We start from the raw sequence: 21,044 nt of genomic DNA on the forward strand, positions 1-21,044 counted from the left end.
ATGGGTGCCAACCGACGTCATCGACCGACCGTGGTGATCGCCGGGGGCGGTGCGGCCGGATCACTCGTGGCGCTGCACCTGGTGCGCAGCGCCAACCGGCGCTCGGCCGGCCTCGACCTGGTCATGGTCGACCCCGTCGACCGCTGGGGCCGCGGCGTCGCATTCGGCACCACCCACGACCAGCACCTGCTCAACGTGCCCGCCTCCGGGATGAGCGCGCTTCCGGAGGACCCGGGCCACTTCGTCAACTGGCGGCACCGCGACGACCCGGAGGCCCCGCGTGCGGCGTACGTCTTCGCGCCGCGCAAGCAGTTCGGCCGCTACCTCGACGAGACCCTCACCGAAGCCTTGCAGGCCTCGCTCGGCGAGACCACGCTGCGCCACGTCCGCAAGCCCGCCACCGCGATCAGGCGCACCACCCTGGGTGCTGCCCTGGTCACCGGCGACGGCTGCGAGCTGTCCGGCGACGCCGTCGTCATCGCGACCGGGCTCCCTGCCGCCGGCCACGCCTGGGCGCCCGACTCCCTGCGCGACTCGGCGTTCTTCGTGCCCGACCCGTGGGCCCCCGGCGCGTTGGACGTCGTACGGCGGTCCGCGAGCGGTCCGGCCGACGTCCTGCTCGTCGGCGCCGGCCTGACCATGGTCGACGTGGCCCTGTCGCTGACCGGACCGGGCAACCGCGACGACCGGGTGCTGCACGCCGTCTCGCGGCACGGGCGGCTGCCGTCACCGCACGCCGCGGAGCTGCAGCTGGCGGCGATCCCCGACATCTCCGACTGGGGCAGCTCGCTTGCCGACCTGCGTCGCGAGGTGGCCCGGCACCTGGCCGAGGTCAGCGACACGACCGGCGACTGGCGCCCGGCGATGGACGGGCTGCGGTTCCGCATCTCGGCGTTGTGGGAGCGGCTCAGCGAGGCCGAGCGTGAGGAGTTCCTGGCCGACGACGCGGGCGCCTGGAACGTGATGCGCCACCGCATGCCGCCGACCAGCGCCTCGCACCTCGACGTCCTGCAGGCCGACGGCCGGCTCCGCGTGGGCACCGGCCAGGTCGTCTCCGCCGAGGCGCTCCCGACCGGCGGGCTGCGGGTGGGCCTGGCCGACGACGGGGAGACGCGTTTCGTCGAGGTCGGCTGGGTGGTCAACTGCACCGGCCCCCAGGCCGACATCCGGCTGCTCGGCAACCCGCTGCTCGACGACCTGCTCCGCCCGCGCGGCGGTGGCGCCCTGGCGGTGGCGGCCACGGCGGGCATGGGCGTGCGCACCGAGCGCGGCCGGATCCTCGACTCCTCCGGCAACGCCGACGCGCCGCTGTGGACGCTCGGCGCGCTGCGCCGCGGCGAGCTCTGGGAGTCGACCGCGATCCCCGAGATCCGCACCCAGGCCCTGGCCGTGGCGACCGCCGTCCTCGACGCGATCGCGCCGCTCCCCCGCCGCCTGTCCGACGGACGCCTGGTCAGCGGGCACCACCCGGTGGCCCGCCCGCGCGACCCGCTCGGCCTCCCGCTGTCGACCACCGCCGAGGCGGCGACGGCGTACAACGCCGGCCTGGAGCGGGTGATGAAGGTGCAGTCCGGCGGCGAGGAGCTGATCCGTGAGGCCGCCCTGCTCGACCCCGACTTCGCGTTGGCGCACGCCGCGCTGGCCATGCTGGGCCACGAGGCCGGCGCCGACGCCGACGTGAAGGCGTCGCTGGAGGCGGCCCGGAAGGCGGTGCGCAAGCGCGGCGACGACCGTGAGCGCAGCCTCGTCGACGTGGTCGGCCTGCGGGTCAAGGACGTACGCCGCACCGGCGCGCAGGCGTTGATGGCCCACATCAGCGAGCACCCGCGCGACGTGCTGGCGGTGTCTGCCGCCGTGCCGACGATCGCGTTCTCCGGCGTCACCGACGTGCAGCAGGAGGCGTGGGATCTCGTCGATGGCCTCGCCCCCGCGTACGGCGACCACTGGTGGTACATCTCGCTGCTCGCGTTCACCCGACAGGACCAGTCGCGCTTCGACGAGGCCGGACTGCTCGCGGAGAGCGCCCTGTCGTGCGAGCCGTCGTCGGGCCACGCGGTGCACGCACAGACGCACGTGCTCTACGAGACCGGGCAGCACGAGACCGGTCGGGTCTGGCTCGACCACTGGGTCACCGAGAGCGGCCGGTCGGCCAGCCACGGCGCCCACTTCTCCTGGCACGCCGCGCTGCACGAGCTGGCCCTGGGCGACACCGAGGCGGTCCGGCGTCGCTACTACTCGCAGCTCGCACCGCCGACGGTGTGCGGCGTACGGTCCCTGATCGACGCGGCGTCCCTGCTCTGGCGCTGGCGGGTGACCACCACCGAATGGGACGCGGCGGTCGCCGCCGGGCTGCCCGACCGGGCGGGCTCGGCGTTCGCCGGCGAGGCCGCGCCGCCGCCGATCGAGCCAGTCCTCGAGGCGCTCGACCACGACCTGCTGGCGAAGCCCCAGACCCCGTTCGTGGCGCTGCACGCCGCCATCGCGTTGGCCGCCGCCGGCGAGCGCCAGCGTCTGGCCGACCTCGGACACCACTGCCGGCGCTCACGCGACAACACCGTCCGCACCATCGTGGTCGCGGTCTGCGACGCCCTCGGGGCAGCCGTGGAGGCGCGATGGGCCGAGGCCGCCTCGCTGATCGCCGACGTGCTGCCGGTGCTGGTCAAGGTCGGCGGCTCGGCGGCCCAGCGCGACGTGATCGAGGAGACCATGCTGCTGTGCCTGGTCAACGCCGGTGATGCGGCGCGGGCCACGTCGGTGCTGAGCGGCCGGCTGGACCGGCGTACGTCGCCGATCGACCAGCGCCGCCTCGACTCCCTCACCCTCCACCGACCCGTCGTGAGTTCCAGTTGACCTGTCGCCAGTTCTGATCGACCTGTCGCCAGTTCGCGAAACTCACGACGGGTCGCCAAGAACTGGCGACGGGTCGATCGGGCGTAGGCTCCGACGCTGCACCGCAAGACAGCAGGCCAACGAGAGGGCACACCATGGTCGCCAGCCGGGCAGCGCGTGAGAAGAAGGCCGCCGCACAGGCGGGCCCTCTCGCACGGGTGAAGATCGACCTCGACGACGACGACCAGTTCGTCTACAAGATCACCTGCACCGAGTGCACGGCAAAGGGCCACCGCAAGTGGGCGGCGTACCGACCCGGCGGCGACAACGGCTTCATGGCCGCGATGGACCGCTGGATCTTCCACCTGCGCGAGAAGCACCCGGACGAGGACGCGCCCTGCCTCGAGTTCCTGCCGGCGGCGCAGGAGCGCCTGCACCAACGCCGCGGCTGAACGTTTCGTGCGTCTGGAGCGCCCCTGTTGACACTGTGCACCCGGCCGGTGGGGTGCAAAGCGTCATGGACAGCGCGTTACATGGGGCGAAATGACGAGGGGCCCGCACCCTGCTTGCGCAGGACGCGGGCCCTCGTGCTCACGTGGCAGATGAAGGATTCGAACCTTCGAAGGCGTAAGCCGACGGATTTACAGTCCGCTCCCATTGGCCGCTCGGGCAATCTGCCATGCTTCCCCGACTTGGCCGGGGCGCAGCAAGACGAAAGAATAGCGCAGCACCCGCACAGACGAAAAATGCCGTCGACCCACTCAGACCGACGGCCAACAGAGGAGAAGTCATGGCCGACTCGTCGTTCGACATCGTCAGCAAGATCGACCGCCAGGAGGTCGACAACGCCCTGGGGCAGGCGGCGCGTGAGATCGCCACCCGCTTCGACTTCAAGGGGACCGGCGCCACCATCGAGTGGCAGGGCGACGAGGCCATCGAGATCACCGCCTCGGCCGACGACCGGGCCAGTGCCGTGCTCGACGTCTTCCAGGGCAAGCTGGTCAAGCGCAACCAGAGCCTGAAGATCCTCGACGCCGGCGAGGTGCGCCAGTCCGGCCAGACCTCGAAGATCTCGATCACGCTCAAGGAGGGCATCACCTCCGAGGACGCCAAGAAGATCTCCAAGCTGATCCGCGACGAGGGCCCCAAGGGTGTGAAGGCGCAGATCCAGGGCGACGAGCTCCGCGTCTCCTCCAAGAAGCGCGACGACCTCCAGGCCGTGCAGCAGCTCGTGAAGAGCCAGGACTTCGACTTCGCGGTGCAGTTCACCAACTACCGCTGAGATGAGCCGCAACCCGGAGGCGTCGGTCGAGATCAACGCCTCGCTCGACGTCGTGTGGCGGGTCATGCTCGACACCGCGTCGTACGCCGAGTGGAACCCGTTCGTCGTACGCGCCGACTGCGCCGAACCGCGCGTCGGCGAGCCCATCGTGCTGCACGTGCGGTGGGCCAACGGCAAGGGCACCCGGTCGCCCGAGCGGATCAGCGTCCTCGAGGCACCGTCGACGCAGGACGACGGCACCACCCGGGCCACGCTGGCCTACGTGTTCGAGGGCTGGCCGGCGAAGCTCGGCCTCGTGAGGGGCACCCGGTTCCAGCGCCTGACCCAACGACCCGGCGGCCCCACGACGTACGAAACCGTCGAGGAGTTCACCGGGCCGATGGTGAAGTACGCCGGGCCCGGTCGCGTCGCCGAGGGCTTCCGCAGGCACGCGCAGGCCCTGAAGGAGCGGGCAGAGTCGCTGACCACCTGAGCCCCAGCACCTCCACGACGGGGGCCGACGACTGCTAGGTTCGCAGGACCAGCGATGAGGAGGCCACGAGATGCACCTGACTCCTTCGGACATCGACAAGCTGTTGCTCAGCGTGGCCGGCATGGTGGCCCGCGACCGACGCGAACGTGGTGTCCTCCTGAACCATCCCGAGGCCACCGCCCTGCTGGCGTGCTGGGTGATGGAGCGTGCCCGCGAGGGCGCCCGGGTGGCCGACCTGATGAGCGACGGGCGTCACGTGCTGACTCGCGACGAGGTCATGGAGGGCGTTCCCGAGATGATCCGCGACGTGCAGGTCGAGGCGACCTTCCCCGACGGGCGCAAGCTCGTCACGATCACGGAGCCGATCCAGTGATCCCCGGAGAGGTCCGCGTCTCGGCGGAGCCGCTCGAGCTCAGCAGCGGCCGCGAGCAACGCACCCTGGTGATCGTCAACGACGGCGATCGCCCGATCCAGGTGGGCTCCCACATCCACCTGCCCGACACCAACCCGGCGCTCAGCTTCGACCGCGACCAGGCCCAGGGCTTCCGCCTCGATGTCCCCGCCGGTACGTCGATCCGCTTCGAGCCCGGCGTGAGCCGCACGGTCGACCTGATCGCACTCGGCGGCACCGCCACCGTGCCCGGTCTGCAGATCCGCGAGCTCGACGGCGAGCGGCCGACCCACGCCCGAGAGCCCAAGCAGGTCGTGCCCTTCGGCACGCCCGGCACCCCCGTGGACAGTCCGAGCCGCGCCGGCGGAGTCGGCGTACGCCTCAGCGACGAACCGCCCCACCCGGAGCCCGGTGCAGCGAACGATCAGGACGAGGAGACATCGTGAGCCGGATCGATCGCCGCGAATACGTCCAGCTCTACGGCCCGACCGTGGGCGACCAGATCCGGTTGGGCGACACCGACCTGTGGATCCAGGTCGAGCAGGACCTCACCTTCGGTGGTGACGAGTCGGTCTTCGGCGGCGGCAAGAGCATCCGCGAGTCGATGGGCCAGGGCCTGACCACCCGCGACGAGGGCGCCCTCGACCTGGTGATCACCAACGTGGTGGTGCTCGACCACGGCGGCATCATCCGTGGGGACGTCGGCATCCGCGACGGACGCATCGTCGCGGTCGGCAAGTCCGGCAACCCCGACATCATGGACGGCGTCCACCCGAGCCTGCACATCGGTCCGAGCACCGACGTGATCGCCGGCGAGGGCAAGATCCTCACCGCCGGGGCGATCGACACCCACGTGCACTACCTCAACGAGACCGAGATGCTCGAGGCGCTGGCCACCGGCACCACCACGGTCGTCGGCGGCGGCACCGGGCCGACCGAGGGGTCGAAGGCGACCACCGTCACGCCGGGCGCCTGGTCGCTGGCGATGATGCATCGCGCGTTCGACCACATCCCGCTCAACGTGCTGCTCTTCGGCAAGGGCAACACGGTCAGCGCCGCCGCCCTCGAGCAGGAGGCGCTCAGCGGTGCCGGCGGCTACAAGGTGCACGAGGACTGGGGCGCCACGCCCGCGGCGATCGACGCCTCCCTGCGGGCCGCCGACGCGTTCGGCCTCCAGGTCGCCCTGCACGCCGACAGCCTCAACGAGACCGGCTACGTGCAGCACACCCTCGACGCCATCGCCGGACGGGGCATCCACCTCTTCCACTCCGAGGGCGCCGGCGGCGGGCACGCCCCCGACATCATCGTGATGGCCAGCGAGCCCAACGTGCTGCCCGCCTCGACCAACCCGACCCTGCCGCACACCGTCAACACCGAGGCCGAGCACCTCGACATGCTGATGGTCGCGCACCACCTCAACCCGCGCGTGCCCGAGGACCTGGCGTTCGCCGAGTCGCGGATCCGGGGTACGACGATGGCCGCCGAGGACATCCTCCAGGACATGGGGGCCATCTCGATCACGTCGTCCGACGCCCAGGCGATGGGCCGCATCGGCGAGCTGATCTCGCGCACCTGGCAGGTCGCCCACGTCATGAAGGCGCAACGCGGGTCGCTCGGCACCTCGATGCCGGCCGACAACGAGAGGGCCCGTCGCTACGTGGCGAAGTACACCATCTGCCCCGCGGTGGCACACGGCGTCGACCACGAGATCGGCTCGGTCGAGGCCGGCAAGATGGCCGACCTGGTGCTGTGGGACCCGGTCTTCTTCGGCATCCGGCCCTCCGCGGTGATCAAGGGCGGCGCGATCGTGTGGGCGCCCATGGGCGACGTCAACGCGGCGATCCCGACACCACAGCCGGTATTCATGCGCCCCGCCATGGCCGCCTCGCCCGGTTCGGCACCGCACCTGTCCACGTCGTTCGTCTCACCCCTCGCGGTCGACAACGGGCTCCGCGACCGGCTGGGCCTGCGACGCCAGCTGACCGGCGTACGCCCGACCCGGCATCTCACCAAGGCCGACATGCCCAACAACACCGCGCTGCCCGCACTCGACGTCGACCCCGAGACGTTCGCGATCACCATCGACGGCGAGCTGGTCCGCCCGCAGCCCGTCGACGAGGTGCCCCTCGCCCAGCGCTACTCGTTGTTCTGAGTGGTGCCCGTGTCTGCTGAGCTCGGCGCGCTGCTCCTCACCGACGGCAGGCTGCCGACCGGCGGCCATGCGCACTCCGCCGGACTGGAGCCGGCACTCGCGGCGGGGCTGCGCGCCGACCAGGTGCCTGCCTACATCGACGCCCGGCTGCGCACGGTCGGCCTGGTCGAGGCCGCCGCGGCGGTGGTGGCCCTGCGCATCGCCGTCGACGCACCCGCCCGTCTCGGCGACGTGCAGGCCGAGCTGATGGCGCGGACGCCGAGTGCCCCGCTGCGCCACGCGTCGGAGCTGCTCGGCCGCGGCCTGGCCCGGTTGGCGCTGCGGCTCTGGCCCGACCACGCAGCGGTCGCGGCCCTGCACGGGCTCGGCCAACCCCCACTGCGCCCGGTCGCCCTCGGGGTGGTCGGCGCCGCGCTCGGCATGAGCGCCGCCGCGATCGCCCGGGCCAGCCTGTACGACGACGCGCAGACCGTGGCCGCTGCCTCACTCAAGCTGTTGCCCGTCGACCCCGCCGACGCGACCGGCTGGTTGCTGGCCTCCGCGTCCACCATCGAGGCAGTCGTCTCACGGGCCCTGGCCACCACCGGCCCCGACGACCTTCCTGCCCTGACCGCACCCATGGTCGAGCTGTGGTCGCTCGACCACCACCACTCCACGAGGAGGATCTTTGTTTCCTGAATCAGGATTTCCTGAAGCATCAGCACCCGGCCCCGCCCGCCCCCTGCGCCTGGGCGTTGCCGGCCCGGTCGGCACCGGCAAGAGCACGATCATCGCGACCCTGTGCCGCGGGTTGTCCGCGCAGCTGGAGATCGCGGTGGTCACCAACGACATCTACACCGACGAGGACGCCCGCCAGCTGCGCGCGGCCGGCGTACTGCCCGTCGAGCGCATCCGGGCGGTCGAGACCGGGGCCTGCCCGCACACCGCGATCCGCGACGACGTGACCGCCAACCTGCTCGCCGTCGAAGACCTCGAGCGCGACTTCGCACCGCTCGACCTGGTGATCGTCGAGAGTGGCGGCGACAACCTGACGGCCACCTTCAGCCCGGCCCTGGTCGACGCCCAGATCTTCTGCCTCGACGTGGCCGGCGGCGGCGACGTGGCGCGCAAGGGCGGCCCGGGCATCGAACGCGCGGACCTGCTGGTGATCAACAAGACCGACCTGGCGCCGTACGTCGGGGTCGACGCGGAGCAGATGGTCACCGATGCCGGCGCCGTTCGCGACGGCCTGCCGGTGCTGCCGGTGAGCCAGCACGACCAGGCGTCGGTCGACGCCCTGTGTGCCTGGGTCAGCGCGCTGGCCGTCGCCCACCAGCAGGGCCAGCACGTGCCACAGGACCCGGGCCCGATGGCTCCGCACTTCCACGCGCCCGACCACGACCACGCGCACGGGTGACCACTGACGCACCGCTCCGGATCCTGGTGGAGCGCACTCCCACCCACCACCGGATCACCCGGCTCGACGCCAGCAGGTTCGTCCGCCCGCGTGCCGTGCACACCGAGCCGGACCGGGTGCGGGTGGCCCTGGTGGCCGCCTGCGCCAGCCTGCTCTCCGGCGATGACGTGCGCCTGGAGATCGAGGTGGGCCCGGGCGCGCACCTCGAGCTGGTCGAGCCTTCGGCCACCGTCGCCTACAACGCCCGCGGCGGCTCGTGCACGTGGTCGGCGGCGATCCGGGTGGCCGAGGGCGGCAGCCTGGTCTGGGGCGGCGCCCCGTTCGTGGTGTCGCACGGCGCCGACGTCGAGCGCCGCACCACGATCGAGCTGGACGCCGGCGCCGCGTTGCTGCACCGCGAGACACTCGTGCTCGGCCGGAGCGCGGAGGACGGCGGCAAGGTGCGCTCGACGCTGCGGGCGACGTACGACCGTCGGCCGTTGCTGGTCGAGGACGTCGACCTGCGCGACCTGGCCCTGCGGTCGGCGCCCGGAGTGCTGGGCGGACACCGCGTCGTCGCGACGACCACACTGCTCGGGCTGAGGCCCGGTCCGGAGCCGGCGCTGCACGAGACCCTGCTCGCCGGGCCCGGAGCCCTGGCCCGCTCGGTGGCCGACGAGGCGCACCTGACCGAGCAGGCGCTGGAGCCGACCTGGCAGCGGTGGCGGGCCGTCATGGACGAACACCGCACACCGCTGCCGGCCTGAGCCCGGTTGACCTCAGATCGCCGGGACTGCCCGCAGCGACGGCACGGTCAGGGCACCCTGCGCCGCACGCACCCACACCGTCTGGCCGGCCTGCAGCCCGAGGTGACGCGCGTGCGAGCGGGTCAGGACGACGGTGACCTCCTCGCCGTTGTCGGTGAGGACCTGGACACGCGCCTCGAAGCCGATCCGGAGCGAGCGCGACACCACGGCCTGGACCGCGTCGTCGTGCTGCGGCATGACGGTGATCTCGATGTCGTGCGGCCGGATCAGCTGGCCCTCGAGCGTGGTGACCTCGCCGAGGAAGCTCATCACGAAGTCGTTGGCCGGCTCGTCGTACAGCTGGTCGGGCGTGCCGATCTGCTCGACCCGCCCCTCGTTGATCACCACGATCTCGTCGGCGACCTCGAGGGCCTCCTCCTGGTCGTGGGTCACGAACACCGTGGTCACGTGCACCTCGTCGTGCAGCCGTCGCAGCCAGTCGCGCAGCTCCTTGCGCACCTTCGCGTCGAGCGCGCCGAACGGCTCGTCCAGCAGAAGCACCGAGGGCTCGACGGCCAGTGCCCGGGCCAGGGCGAGCCGCTGGCGCTGGCCACCGGAGAGCTGCGAGGGAAGCCGGTGTGCGAACTGGGAGAGGTGCACCAGCTTGAGGAGCTCGTCGACGCGCTCAGCGACCTCGGCCTTGGGACGCTTGCGGATCTCCAGGCCGAAGGCGACGTTCTTCGCGACGGTCATGTGCTTGAAGACCGCGTAGTGCTGGAAGACGAAGCCGACGTTGCGCTTCTGCGCGGGCAGCCTCGTGGCGTCGACGCCCTCGATGCTGACCGTGCCCGAGTCGGCGGTGTCGAGCCCGGCAATGATCCGCAGCAGGGTCGACTTGCCGCCACCCGACGGTCCGAGCAGCGCCGTCAACTGACCGGTCGGGAGCGAGACGTTGATGTTCTCCAGGGCGACGAAGTCGCCGTACTGCTTGTTGATTCCCTTGACTTCGATGCTCATGTTCGGTCCTCCGGACGGCGAATGAAGGTCACCACGACCAGTGCGAGGACAGCGGCGAGCACCAGCACGAAGGCTGCTGCGTAGGCCGTCGACTCGTCGTAGTTGTTGTAACGGTTCTGGATGAGGAGGGTGGCGGTCTCGCCGCGGAACTCGGCGCCTGGACTGACGATCTTGACCGCGCCGAACTCGCCGAGCGACCGGGCCAGGCTGAGCACCACTCCGTAGGCGAGGGCCCACTTGATGCTGGGCAACGTGATCCGGCGGAAGCTCTGCCAGGCGTTGGCCCCGAGGCTGCTGGCTGCCATCTCGGCATCGGTGCCGATCTCCTCCAGCACCGGGATGATCTCCCGGATCACCAGGGGCAGGCTGACGAACGCGGTCGCCATCACCATGCCCGGAGTCGAGCCGATGATGAAGATGCCGACCGACTCAAGCGACTCGCCGAACCATCCCGACCCGCTCGAGTAGGCGAGCACGAGCGCGAGGCCCACGACCACCGGCGAGACGGACATCGGCAGGTCGACCAGCACCGAGAGGATGCGTCGGCCGGGGAACTCGTAGCGCACCAGGAGCAACGAGATGCCCAGGCCGAACACGGTGTTGATCAGCACGGCCCAGAACGCGCAGGTCACCGTCAGCCCGAAGGCGTAGGTCACGCTGGGGTCCTGCAGTCGTTCGAGGAACGCGCCGAAACCACCGGCGGCGTTCGCCTCGACCGGCGCGAACGTGCGTTGCACGACCTCGCTCAGCGGCCACACCACCAGCACGAACAGGTAGCCGATCACGAAGAACCGCAACAGGTAGGTCACGACGCTCTTGTGCTGGCGAATCTCCTTGACCTCAGGCACGGCGAGCCACCCGCCTCGAGAGGATGTCGAGCGCCACGATCACCACGACCGCCACCAGGAGGAGCAGTACGGCGACCGCCGCGGCCCCGGCCTGGTTGTCGCCCTCGAGGAACTTGAGGATCTTCAACGAGGCCACCTCGGTCTGGTAGGGCGTGTTGCCGGAGATCAGCACGAGTGAGCCGAACTCCGAGATCGCGCGGGCGAAGCCGAGCGAGGATCCGGCGGTGATGGCCGGCACCAGGCTGGGCAGGATCACCCGCCGGAAGGTGGTGAAGCGGGAGGCGCCCAGCGATGCGGCGGCCTCCTCGGCCTCCACCTCGATCTCCAGCAGCACGGGCTGCACGGTGCGTACGACGAACGGAAGGGTCACGAACAACAGCGCGAGGAAGATTCCGGTGCGCGTGTTGACGATGTTGAACCCGACAGGACTGTCGGGGCCGTAGAGGCTCAGCAGCACGAGACCGGCCACGATCGTCGGTAGGGCGAACGGGATGTCGATGACGACGTCCAGCAGTCGCTTGCCGACGAAGTCGTCGCGGACCAGCACCCACGCGACGATCGTGCCGATCACCGCATTGACCACGGTCACCAGGACCGCCTCGACGACGGTCAGCCGCAGTGCGGCGAAGGTCTGAGGGTCGGTGAGCGTGCCGGCGAAGGCCGACCAGCCCCCTGCCGCGGCTGCACCCACCACGGCAGAGAGAGGCAGCAGCACCAGGACGCTGAACCAGACCAGGCCGATGCCGAGTCCGATGCCCGATGCCGTGGAGAGCCTGAACAAACCCCCGGAGGGCCGGCGCGTGCGCGCCGGCCCCGCGGATGGAGCGATGACGTTGGTCACTTCTTGGTGGCCGCGTCGTACAGCTTGTCGAAGCGGAGCTTCTTGCCGTCCTTGCCGAACCACTCGTCGCTGACCGCCGGCCAGCCTCCGAGGTCGGCGATGGTGTCGAGCGAGCTGGGCACCGGGAACGGGTTGGCCGGGTCGTTGGCGCCCTGGACCTCGATGCCGCTGATGTCCACGTCGCCGACCGGACGGAAGCCCTTCTTGACGAACTCCTTCTGGCCCTCGTCGCTGAGCACGAAGTCGAGCCAGTCGGTGGCGATGCTGTCGGCGTCCTTGAGCACGGCGCCGGGGTTCTCGATCAGGAACGAGTGGTCGGGCACGATGTAGTCGAGCTCCTCACCGTTCTGCTTGGCGAGGATCGCCTCGTTCTCGTAGGTGATCAACACGTTGCCGACACCCTTCTTGAAGGCCTCGGTCGCCTCGCGGCCGCTGGCGGCCCACGTCACGACGTTTCCGAAGACCTGCTTGAGGTAGGCGTCGGCCTCCGCCTCGGTCTTTCCCTGCGACTTGGCGTAGGTGTAGAGGGCCAGGACGTTCCAGCGGGCCGCACCGGACGAGGCCGGGTCGGCGGTAATGACCTTGACGTCCTTGCGGGTCAGGTCGCTCCAGTCCTTGATGCCGAGCGGGTTGCCCTTCTCGACCGCGATGACCGCGATGGAGGAGGAGACGATGCCCTTGTTGGGGCCCTTGTTCCAGTCCTCGGCGACCAGGCCGGCGTCGACCAGCCGGGTCACGTCGCCCTCGAGCGAGAAGTGGACGTAGTCGACGTCCTTGCCGTTGGTGTCGGCCACCTTGCGGCTCTGGTCGCCGGAGGCGCCGTACGAACCGGAGAGCCTGGCGCCGTCACCGGCGTCCGTCTCGGCGAACTTGTCGGCGATGGCGTCGTTGGCCGCCTCCGGAACCGCGAAGCCGACCAGGTTGATCGTCTTGTCGTCACCACTGCCGCCTGCACTGCTGCACCCAGACAAGGCCAGCACCCCGACCACTGAAGCGATCGCCAGAGCCTTGAACTTGTTCCTCATTGCCACTCTTTCCCCGCCCTCACGAGAAGGCGTGTATCTAAGTAATGTCGAGCAGTTTAGGCGAGATACTGTAAGAAGTGGGCATTTAGCCCGAATTGCGGGATGGTGAGGTGACTCACGAGCCTCCGGATGACCAGTCAGGGAGACGTGACGCGGGCTCTGCGACAGCGGACTAAGGTGGGGTGCGGCAGGCGTGTCCTCTCACCACGCGCCGGATTTCTGGAACGTGTTCCAGTTCTGGCATACGGTGAGTACGGACCCCACAAGACACAGGAAGCAGGTAGGTGAGGTGGCCAAGCAGGTCAGGCAGTTGGACCGGGTGATCATCCGGTTCGCGGGTGACTCCGGTGACGGCATGCAGCTCACCGGTGACCGGTTCACCCAGGAGTCGGCCGCGTTCGGGAACGACCTGGTCACCCTGCCGAACTTCCCCGCCGAGATCCGCGCCCCTCAGGGCACCATTCCCGGTGTCTCGTCGTTCCAGGTGCACTTCGCCGACCACGACATCCTCACCGCCGGGGACTCCCCCGACGTGCTGGTGGCGATGAACCCCGCCGCCCTGAAGGCCAACCTGGGTGACCTCAACAAGGGCGCCGCGATCATCGTGGACACCCACGACTTCACCGCCCGCAACCTCACCAAGGCCGGGTACGCCGAGAACCCGCTGGAGGACGACTCCCTGGCCGAGTTCGACCTCCACAAGGTGGACCTCACCGGCATGACGGTCGAGGCGGTCAAGGAGTTCGGGCTCTCCCGCAAGGACGCCGCCCGCGCGAAGAACATGTTCGCCCTCGGCCTGCTGTCGTGGATGTACGGCCGCCCCACCGAGACCACGGTGGAGTTCCTGTCGAAGAAGTTCGCCAAGGTGCCCGACATCCGCGACGCCAACATCACCGCGTTCAAGATGGGCTGGAACTTCGGCGAGACCACCGAGACCTTCATCGTCCAGTACGAAGTGAAGCCGGCCGCGATGCCGCCGGGGGTCTACCGCAACATCTCCGGCAACCTGGCCCTGGCCTACGGGCTGGTCGCCGCGTCGGTGCAGTCCGGGCTCCCGGTCTTCCTGGGCTCCTACCCGATCACCCCGGCCTCCGACATCCTCCACGAGCTCTCCAAGCACAAGAGCTTCGGCGTCACCACCTTCCAGGCCGAGGACGAGATCGCCGGTGTCGGTGCCGCCATCGGCGCCTCCTTCGCCGGCCACCTCGGCGTCACCACCACCTCGGGCCCGGGCATCGCGCTCAAGGGTGAGGCGATCGGCCTGGCGGTGATGACCGAGCTGCCCCTGCTGGTGGTCAACGTCCAGCGCGGCGGCCCCTCGACCGGCCTGCCCACCAAGACCGAGCAGTCCGACCTGCTCCAGGCGATGTTCGGCCGCAACGGTGAGGCCCCCGTCCCGATCGTGGCGCCGCAGTCGCCCGGTGACTGCTTCAACGCGGCGGTCGAGGCTGCCCGGATCGCGATCACCTACCGCACCCCGGTCATGCTGCTCAGTGACGGCTACCTCGCCAACGGCTCCGAGCCGTGGTCGATACCCGACGTCGCCGACCTGCCGGTCATCGAACCCAACTTCGCCACGGCCGACGACCTGGCCGAGGGCGAGGAGTTCGCTCCCTACAAGCGGGACGAGGCCACCCTGGCCCGTCCGTGGGCGATCCCCGGCACGCCGGGACTCGAGCACCGCATCGGCGGCCTCGAGAAGGGCGACGGGCACGGCAACATCTCCTACGACCCGGCCAACCACGACCTGATGGTCCGCACCCGGCAGGCCAAGGTCGACGCGATCGCCGATTCCCTGCCCCCGCTCGAGGTCGACGACCCCAGTGGCGCCGCGAAGGTCCTGGTCATCGGCTGGGGTTCGACGTACGGACCGATCGGGGCCGGCATCCGCCGGGTCCGCAAGGCCGGCTACCACGTCGCCCAGGTGCACCTGCGCCACCTCAACCCGTTCCCCAAGGACCTCGGCGACATCCTCGCCCGCTACGACAAGGTCCTGGTCCCCGAGATGAACCTCGGACAGCTCTCCCTGCTGCTGCGCGGCGAGTACCTCGTCGACGCCATCGGCTACAACCAGGTCCGCGGCCTCCCCCTCAAGGCAGCCGAGCTCGCCGGCGTCATCGGCGACCTCGTCTCCGAGGCAGAGGGCATCGAAGTGAACCTGACCCCCGTCCCCCAGGAGGCATCAAAGTGAGCACCGTCGAACTGCCCTTCCCCGGACTCCAGGGCGTCCCCACCACCGACGAGAAGCAGACCGGCAAGGACTTCACCTCCGACCAGGAGGTCCGCTGGTGCCCCGGCTGCGGCGACTACGCCGTGCTCAAGGCCGTGCAGAACTTCCTGCCCGAGCTCTCCATCAAGCGCGAGAACGTCGTCTTCATCTCCGGCATCGGCTGCTCCAGCCGCTTCCCGTACTACCTCGACACCTACGGCATGCACTCGATCCACGGCCGCGCGCCGTCGATCGCGACCGGCCTGGCCACCGCCCGCGAGGACCTCTCCGTCTTCGTGGTCACCGGCGACGGCGACGCCCTCTCCATCGGCGGCAACCACCTCATCCACGCGTTGCGCCGCAACGTCAACATGACGATCCTGCTGTTCAACAACCGCATCTACGGCCTCACCAAGGGCCAGTACTCCCCCACGAGCGAGACCGGCAAGGTCACCAAGTCCACGCCGATGGGCTCGCTCGACCACCCGTTCAACCCGGTCTCCCTGGCCCTGGGCGCCGAAGGCTCGTTCGTGGCCCGCACCATCGACTCCGACCGCAAGCACCTCACCTCGGTGCTGTCCGCCGCCGCGGCCCACCGCGGCACCTCGTTCGTGGAGATCTACCAGAACTGCCCGATCTTCAACGACGGCGCCTTCGACGCCATCAAGAACCCCGACACCAAGGCCGACGCGATCATCCCGCTGGTCCACGGTGAACCGATCACCTTCGGCGCCCGCGACGAGACCACCGGCCTCGGCGACAAGGCCCTGGTCCGCGCCGCGTCCGGTGGCGTCGAGGTCGTCCCGATCGCGTCCGTGGCAGCCGACCAGGTGCTGGTCCACGACGCCCACAACCCGGACCCGTCGACCGCCTTCGCGATCAGTCGGCTCACCGACTCCGGCTACCTCAACCAGTCCCCCATCGGCATCTTCCGGCAGGTCGAACGACCGGCGTACGACGACCAGGCCCGCGACCAGATCCGCACCGCCTCGCAAGCCGCCACCACGCCCGCGGCCGAACGACTCGCCGGCCTGATCAACGGCGGCGACACCTGGACCGTGGTCTGAGCGGACCCGGTCCGCTGCGAGCCGTTCGACATACAGTTCGCCATTCACTGGCCCGAGCCCACGCTCAGCGAGCACGACGTACCGCGAACTGCATGTCGAAACGAACATAGGCCTTCATGGCCAAAGAGATCGGCCCCCAGCCACTGTGGCTGGGGGCCGATCTCGTTGTGTGCTGCGCTCAGATCAGTGCTGGGTCAGATCAGCGCTGGTAGGTACGCCAGACACCGGTGACGGTGACGGCCCAACGCGGCGCAGTGGCCGGAACCACGGCGCGGTAGTACCAGTAGCCGGTGCTCGGCGCGGGGAGGCGCAGCTTGAAGCCGCCGTACCGGTTCGTGCGGGCGTAGCTCCAGACGCGGAAGGAGCCGCTCTTGCTGGCCTTGCGCTGGATGATGACGCGCTTACCGCCCCAGCCCGGGTCGATGTTGCCCTGCATGTAGACGCGACCGCGGCTGGAGTAGACGCGGGTGTGCGGGTGACGCGAGCCCTTGATCGTCTTGCCGGAGGACGCGGCCGGAACGCTGCCGACACCGCTCCAGACCACCTTGTAGGCCGCGGTGCCGAGGGACGGCGTCGAGAAGACGAAGTGCGACGACGAGTCCGTGGCGCGGTTGGAGACCAGCTGGTACGACGAGGTGCCGCCGATGCGACGGTAGAGCTTCACGCTGGTCTGACCGACGTGGCACCACTCGACGTCGCAGCTCGGGTTGGCGCTGTCGTGGGCCTGGACCTGGCCCGAGATGCGGATGCTGGTCTTGTACTTGTAGATGCCGAGGGCCTGGCGGGCCACCGAGAGGCGGCTGGTGTAGGCCTGGGCGGAACGGGCGTTGACGGTCGAGACCGTGATGCCGGTCGTGGCGTCGGAGGCCAGGTCCGTGCTCCGGGCGGCCGGGGCCTCGGACACCTCGGAGGCACGGTCGCGAGGAGCGTCCTGTGCCTGGGCAGTCGTGGAGAGTGCCAGCGGAGTGGCGACCACGAGGGCCGTTCCGATGGCGCCGACGAGAAGTCGCTTGATGCGCATGAGTGGGTAACCCCCAGGAAGATGAAAAGTGGATGAGTACTACGGGCACCTTCGTACCCCGGGACATTGTGCGGGAAACATCCGCCTCCTGCTCACGCGCCCTATTGTTTGACGCATGACTCGCGCATCCATGACGGAGTCGCGACTCGGCTTTCTCCTGGGCGTCGCGGCGTACGGCCTCTGGGGGGCATTCCCGCTCTACTGGCCGCTGCTCGAGCCGGCCGGCGCGATCGAGATCCTGGCCCACCGGGTGCTCTGGTCGATGATCACGATGGGGGTCCTCGTCGTGCTCCTGCGCAAGGGCACGCAGCTGGTCACGATCTTCCGCACACCACGCACCCGGCGTCTCCTCACCGTCGGGGCCGCCGTCATCGCAGTGAACTGGGCGACCTACATCTGGGGGGTCAACAACGGCCACGTCGTCGAGGCGGCGCTGGGCTACTTCATCAACCCGCTGGTGACGGTGCTGATGGGCGTGCTGCTCCTGCGCGAGACGTTGCGGCCCTTGCAGTGGATGGCGACCGGCGTCGCGGCCGTCGCGGTCGTCGTACTCACCATCGACTACGGCCGCCCGCCCTGGGTGGCACTCGTGCTGGCCTTCTCGTTCGGCACCTACGGGTTGGCGAAGAAGCAGGCGAACACCGGTGCCGTGGAGAGCCTCACCTTCGAGACCATCGTGCTGGCCCCGGTCGCGGCGGCGTACATCGCCTTCCTGGTGGCGACCGGGAACTCCGAGTTCGGTGCGCACGGCGTCGGGCACGCGCTCCTGCTGACCACCACGGGCGCGGTGACCGCGGTTCCCCTGATCTGCTTCGGGGCCGCGGCGATCCGGCTGCCGATGGTGACGCTCGGGCTGTTGCAGTACCTCGCCCCGATCATCCAGTTCGCCCTCGGTGTCCTGCTCTTCCACGAGGACATGCCGGTCGGCCGCTGGATCGGCTTCGCGCTGGTCTGGCTGGCGCTGTCCGTGTTCACCGTCGAGGCGATCCGCCACCGGCACCGCCAGCTCCGTCTGACCGCCGAGGCCTGCGCGGTCTGAGCCGGCCGGACAGCGTTCGCTGTCCGCCCACTGACCCCGCCTGCTCACCTGTCGTACGGTCCGCCAGCCTTGTCACGCGATACGTTGCTGTGGTGACCCCCGAGGAGACTGCCCGCAGGTCCGCGGACGCGATGTGGGCCGGCGACCGGGCCAGCCAGGCGCTCGGCATGACGATCACCGACGTCGGGCCCGGGCGGGCCACGGTCTCGATGCCACTCCGCGCCGACATGGTCAACGGCCACGCCATCGGCCACGGCGGCTTCACGTTCACCCTGGCCGACACCGCGTTCGCGTTCGCCTGCAACTCCTACAACCGCTCCACGGTCGCGGCCGGGGCCAGCATCAGGTTCCGGGCCCCGACTTGCGAAGGGGACCTGCTGGTGGCCGAGGCGGTCGAGCGGGAGCGCAGCGGTCGCGACGGGACGTACGACGTCACGGTGCGCCGCGGCGACACGGTGGTCGCCGAGTTCGAAGGACGCAGCAAGGAGATCGGCGGCACCCTGTTCGAGGAGGAGTCATGACCGGCGAAGTCCCCGAGATCGACCGGGCGGCACTCGAGGCACTCCAGCTGGAGAGGCTGCGCGAGACCCTCGAGCGCGCGTGGGCGCATGTCCCCCACCACCGTCGCGCCTTCGAGGCCGCGGGGGTGCAGCCGCGTGACCTGACCAGCCTGGCCGACCTGGCCCGGTTCCCGTTCACCACGAAGGCCGACCTGCGGGCCAACTATCCGTTCGGGATGTTCGCCGTGCCACGCGAGGAGGTGAACCGGATCCACGCCTCGAGCGGCACCACCGGCAAGCCCACCGTGGTCGGCTACACCAGCGACGACATCGAGACGTGGGCCGAGCTGATGGCGCGGTCCATCCGGGCCGCGGGTGGTAGACCGGGCGACGTGGTCCACGTGGCCTACGGCTACGGGCTGTTCACCGGTGGACTGGGCGCCCACTACGGCGCCGAGCGACTCGGCTGCACCGTCGTGCCGGTCAGTGGCGGCATGACCCCGCGCCAGGTGCAGCTGATCACCGACTTCGAGCCGCGCATCATCATGGTCACGCCGTCGTACTTCCTCGCCCTCCTCGACGAGATGGAGGCCCAGGGCATCGACCCGCGCAGCACCAGCCTCGAGATCGGCATCTTCGGGGCCGAGCCCTGGACCGACGAGATGCGCCGCGCCATCGAGGAGCGGGCCGGCATCAGGGCCGTGGACATCTACGGGCTGAGTGAGGTGATGGGTCCGGGCGTCAGCCAGGAGGCGGTGGCCACCCAGGACGGCCTGCACGTCTGGGAGGACCACTTCCTGCCGGAGGTGATCGACCCGGTCACCCACGAGGTGCTGCCCGACGGGAGCGAGGGCGAGCTGGTCTTCACCAGCCTCACCAAGCAGGCGATGCCGGTGATCCGCTACCGCACCCGCGACCTGACCACGCTGCTGCCCGGTACGGCATACCCGGCGTTCCGGCGGATGCGCAAGGTCACCGGTCGCACCGACGACATGATGATCGTGCGCGGGGTCAACGTCTTCCCCACCCAGGTCGAGGAGCAGATCCTTGCCGTGCCCGGACTGGCGCCGCACTACCTCTGCGTGCTGACCCGGCCGGGGAACCTCGACGAGCTGACGGTGCGGGTAGAGGCCGAGGGCGCCGTCGACCCGGCGCTGGGTGTGGCGCTGGGCGACCGGATCAAGCAGCACATGGGCGTCAGCGCGCGCGTGGAGGTGGTCGAGCGGCACGCCCTGGAACGGTCGCTCGGCAAGGCGAAGCGCATCGACGACCAGCGGCGGAAGTAGCTCGAGTCAGGCGGTGCGGGTGGCGACCACGTCGGCGAAGGCCTCGAGCGCGGTGCGCACCGGGCCCTCGGGGAGCACCTTGAGGAGGTCCTTGGCCTCGGTGGCCCGGGCCACGACGTAGGCACGGGCCTCGCCCATCGCCGGGTGCGCGCGCAGCAGCTCGAGCGCCTCGGCGAGCCGGGCGTCGTCGTCGAGGTCGCTGGCGAGGAGCTCCTGGAGCCGGGCGTCGGCGGGGTCGGTCGAACGCTGCACGAGCAGCACCGGCAGGGTCGGCACGCCCTCGCGCAGGTCGGTGCCCGGCGTCTTGCCGGACTCGTCGCTCTCGGAGGCGATGTCGAGGATGTCGTCGGAGAGCTGGAAGGCTGCGCCGACGATCTCGCCGTACGCCGCCAGGGCATCCTCGATCTCGCGTGGTGCACCGCCGAAGCGGGCGCCGTACAAGGCAGACGTGGCGATCAGCGAGCCGGTCTTGCCGGCCACGACGCGCAGGTGGTGCTCGATCGGGTCGGCATCGGGGGCCGGCTCGACGGTCTCGAGGATCTGGCCCTCGACGAGCTTGGTGAAGGTGCGGGCCTGGATGCGCACGGCGTCGGCACCGAGCTCGGCGGTCAGCTCGGACGACTTGGAGAACAGGAAGTCGCCGGTCAGGATCGCGACGTGGTTGTCCCAGCGGGCGTTCGCCGAGTCGGCGCCGCGGCGCAGGTCGGCCTCGTCCATCACGTCGTCGTGGTAGAGCGAGGCCAGGTGGGTCAGCTCGACCACACAGGCCGCGGTGACGACCTCGTCGGACCCGGCGTCAGGCCCCGTCTCGGCGGCCAGCAGCACCAGCAACGGGCGGAACCGCTTGCCGCCGGCATCCATCAGGTGGCGGGCCGCGGTCGTGACGAACTCGGCCTCGCTCCTGATGTGCCCGGTCAGGGCGGTCTCCACCTCGAGCATGCGGG

Annotated in this window: 21 protein-coding genes and 1 tRNA gene; 15 read left to right on the top strand and 7 right to left on the bottom strand. The window is 70.1% G+C overall.

What is annotated here, in order from left to right:
• A complete protein-coding gene (locus ASH02_RS20270; RefSeq protein ID WP_057295374.1) occupies positions 1 to 2,850 on the top strand; it encodes an FAD/NAD(P)-binding protein in 2,850 nt (949 codons plus the stop codon).
• 134 nt (positions 2,851 to 2,984) lie between these two features.
• The gene (locus ASH02_RS20275) at positions 2,985 to 3,281 is read left to right on the top strand and encodes a hypothetical protein (protein WP_056682564.1); all 297 of its coding nucleotides are present in this window, start codon (positions 2,985 to 2,987) and stop codon (positions 3,279 to 3,281) included.
• 144 nt (positions 3,282 to 3,425) lie between these two features.
• On the opposite strand, the gene ASH02_RS20280 is transcribed toward ASH02_RS20275, so the two are convergent.
• Positions 3,426 to 3,508 (bottom strand) — tRNA-Tyr (locus ASH02_RS20280).
• A gap of 111 nt (positions 3,509 to 3,619) precedes the next feature.
• Between ASH02_RS20280 and ASH02_RS20285 the strand changes: the two genes are divergently transcribed.
• The 8 genes from ASH02_RS20285 (at position 3,620) to ASH02_RS20320 (ending at position 9,268) form a co-directional block, all read left to right on the top strand.
• Positions 3,620 to 4,111, top strand: coding sequence for a YajQ family cyclic di-GMP-binding protein (locus tag ASH02_RS20285; RefSeq protein ID WP_056682569.1), 492 nt, complete (start codon positions 3,620 to 3,622; stop codon positions 4,109 to 4,111).
• Position 4,112: 1 nt separating this feature from the next.
• Positions 4,113 to 4,583 (top strand): SRPBCC domain-containing protein, encoded by a 471-nt coding sequence (locus ASH02_RS20290; protein WP_056682574.1) that lies wholly within the window; start codon positions 4,113 to 4,115, stop codon positions 4,581 to 4,583.
• Positions 4,584 to 4,653: 70 nt separating this feature from the next.
• The gene (locus ASH02_RS20295; protein WP_056682576.1) at positions 4,654 to 4,956 is read left to right on the top strand and encodes an urease subunit gamma; all 303 of its coding nucleotides are present in this window, start codon (positions 4,654 to 4,656) and stop codon (positions 4,954 to 4,956) included.
• The gene (locus ASH02_RS20300; protein ID WP_056682579.1) at positions 4,953 to 5,420 is read left to right on the top strand and encodes an urease subunit beta; all 468 of its coding nucleotides are present in this window, start codon (positions 4,953 to 4,955) and stop codon (positions 5,418 to 5,420) included. Before ASH02_RS20295 ends, ASH02_RS20300 begins: the two co-directional genes overlap by 4 nt.
• Positions 5,417 to 7,126 carry an urease subunit alpha gene (locus ASH02_RS20305; RefSeq protein WP_056682582.1) on the top strand — a complete coding sequence of 570 codons (1,710 nt, stop codon included), beginning with the start codon at positions 5,417 to 5,419 and terminating at the stop codon, positions 7,124 to 7,126. The genes ASH02_RS20300 and ASH02_RS20305 overlap by 4 nt, the downstream gene beginning before the upstream one ends.
• Positions 7,127 to 7,135: 9 nt before the next feature.
• Positions 7,136 to 7,804: an urease accessory protein UreF gene (locus ASH02_RS20310; protein WP_056684999.1), complete on the top strand. Its 669-nt coding sequence runs from the start codon at positions 7,136 to 7,138 to the stop codon at positions 7,802 to 7,804.
• On the top strand, positions 7,794 to 8,522 hold the full coding sequence (gene ureG, locus ASH02_RS20315; RefSeq protein ID WP_056682585.1) for an urease accessory protein UreG: 729 nt from the start codon (positions 7,794 to 7,796) through the stop codon (positions 8,520 to 8,522). Before ASH02_RS20310 ends, ureG begins: the two co-directional genes overlap by 11 nt.
• Complete coding sequence (locus ASH02_RS20320) at positions 8,519 to 9,268, top strand: urease accessory protein UreD (protein WP_056682588.1); 750 nt, start codon at positions 8,519 to 8,521, stop codon at positions 9,266 to 9,268. The genes ureG and ASH02_RS20320 overlap by 4 nt, the downstream gene beginning before the upstream one ends.
• Before the next feature lie 12 nt (positions 9,269 to 9,280).
• On the opposite strand, the gene ASH02_RS20325 is transcribed toward ASH02_RS20320, so the two are convergent.
• Genes ASH02_RS20325 through ASH02_RS20340 form a run of 4 tightly spaced genes read right to left on the bottom strand, consistent with a single transcriptional unit; the run spans position 9,281 to position 12,978 of the window.
• Positions 9,281 to 10,264: a sulfate/molybdate ABC transporter ATP-binding protein gene (locus ASH02_RS20325; protein WP_056682591.1), complete on the bottom strand. Its 984-nt coding sequence runs from the start codon at positions 10,262 to 10,264 to the stop codon at positions 9,281 to 9,283.
• Entirely contained in the window at positions 10,261 to 11,112 is an 852-nt protein-coding gene (locus ASH02_RS20330) for a sulfate ABC transporter permease (protein WP_082599607.1), read from the bottom strand. The genes ASH02_RS20325 and ASH02_RS20330 overlap by 4 nt, the downstream gene beginning before the upstream one ends.
• Entirely contained in the window at positions 11,105 to 11,953 is an 849-nt protein-coding gene (gene cysT, locus ASH02_RS20335) for a sulfate ABC transporter permease subunit CysT (RefSeq protein ID WP_156409816.1), read from the bottom strand. The genes ASH02_RS20330 and cysT overlap by 8 nt, the downstream gene beginning before the upstream one ends.
• Positions 11,950 to 12,978 carry an extracellular solute-binding protein gene (locus ASH02_RS20340; protein ID WP_056682597.1) on the bottom strand — a complete coding sequence of 343 codons (1,029 nt, stop codon included), beginning with the start codon at positions 12,976 to 12,978 and terminating at the stop codon, positions 11,950 to 11,952. The genes cysT and ASH02_RS20340 overlap by 4 nt, the downstream gene beginning before the upstream one ends.
• Positions 12,979 to 13,225: 247 nt before the next feature.
• On the opposite strand from ASH02_RS20340, the gene ASH02_RS20345 reads away from it, so the two are divergent.
• On the top strand, positions 13,226 to 15,169 hold the full coding sequence (locus ASH02_RS20345) for a 2-oxoacid:acceptor oxidoreductase subunit alpha (protein ID WP_442938418.1): 1,944 nt from the start codon (positions 13,226 to 13,228) through the stop codon (positions 15,167 to 15,169).
• Complete coding sequence (locus tag ASH02_RS20350; protein ID WP_057295376.1) at positions 15,166 to 16,254, top strand: 2-oxoacid:ferredoxin oxidoreductase subunit beta; 1,089 nt, start codon at positions 15,166 to 15,168, stop codon at positions 16,252 to 16,254. Before ASH02_RS20345 ends, ASH02_RS20350 begins: the two co-directional genes overlap by 4 nt.
• Before the next feature lie 199 nt (positions 16,255 to 16,453).
• On the opposite strand, the gene ASH02_RS20355 is transcribed toward ASH02_RS20350, so the two are convergent.
• Complete coding sequence (locus ASH02_RS20355) at positions 16,454 to 17,275, bottom strand: hypothetical protein (RefSeq protein ID WP_056682604.1); 822 nt, start codon at positions 17,273 to 17,275, stop codon at positions 16,454 to 16,456.
• Positions 17,276 to 17,390: 115 nt separating this feature from the next.
• Here ASH02_RS20355 and rarD point away from each other — a divergent pair, with 115 nt between their 5' ends.
• The 3 genes from rarD to paaK all read left to right on the top strand — a co-directional run bounded on the left by rarD (position 17,391) and on the right by paaK (position 20,100).
• Positions 17,391 to 18,314 carry an EamA family transporter RarD gene (gene rarD, locus ASH02_RS20360; protein ID WP_056891847.1) on the top strand — a complete coding sequence of 308 codons (924 nt, stop codon included), beginning with the start codon at positions 17,391 to 17,393 and terminating at the stop codon, positions 18,312 to 18,314.
• Between the two features lie 92 nt (positions 18,315 to 18,406).
• A complete protein-coding gene (paaI, locus tag ASH02_RS20365; protein ID WP_235532588.1) occupies positions 18,407 to 18,835 on the top strand; it encodes a hydroxyphenylacetyl-CoA thioesterase PaaI in 429 nt (142 codons plus the stop codon).
• Positions 18,832 to 20,100 carry a phenylacetate--CoA ligase PaaK gene (gene paaK / locus ASH02_RS20370; RefSeq protein WP_200951153.1) on the top strand — a complete coding sequence of 423 codons (1,269 nt, stop codon included), beginning with the start codon at positions 18,832 to 18,834 and terminating at the stop codon, positions 20,098 to 20,100. The genes paaI and paaK overlap by 4 nt, the downstream gene beginning before the upstream one ends.
• A gap of 6 nt (positions 20,101 to 20,106) precedes the next feature.
• On the opposite strand, the gene ASH02_RS20375 is transcribed toward paaK, so the two are convergent.
• On the bottom strand, positions 20,107 to 21,039 hold the full coding sequence (locus tag ASH02_RS20375) for a polyprenyl synthetase family protein (RefSeq protein WP_082563964.1): 933 nt from the start codon (positions 21,037 to 21,039) through the stop codon (positions 20,107 to 20,109).
• Positions 21,040 to 21,044: the final 5 nt, after the last annotated feature.

Source organism: Nocardioides sp. Soil796 (genome assembly GCF_001429525.1).
Lineage (GTDB): Bacteria > Actinomycetota > Actinomycetes > Propionibacteriales > Nocardioidaceae > Nocardioides.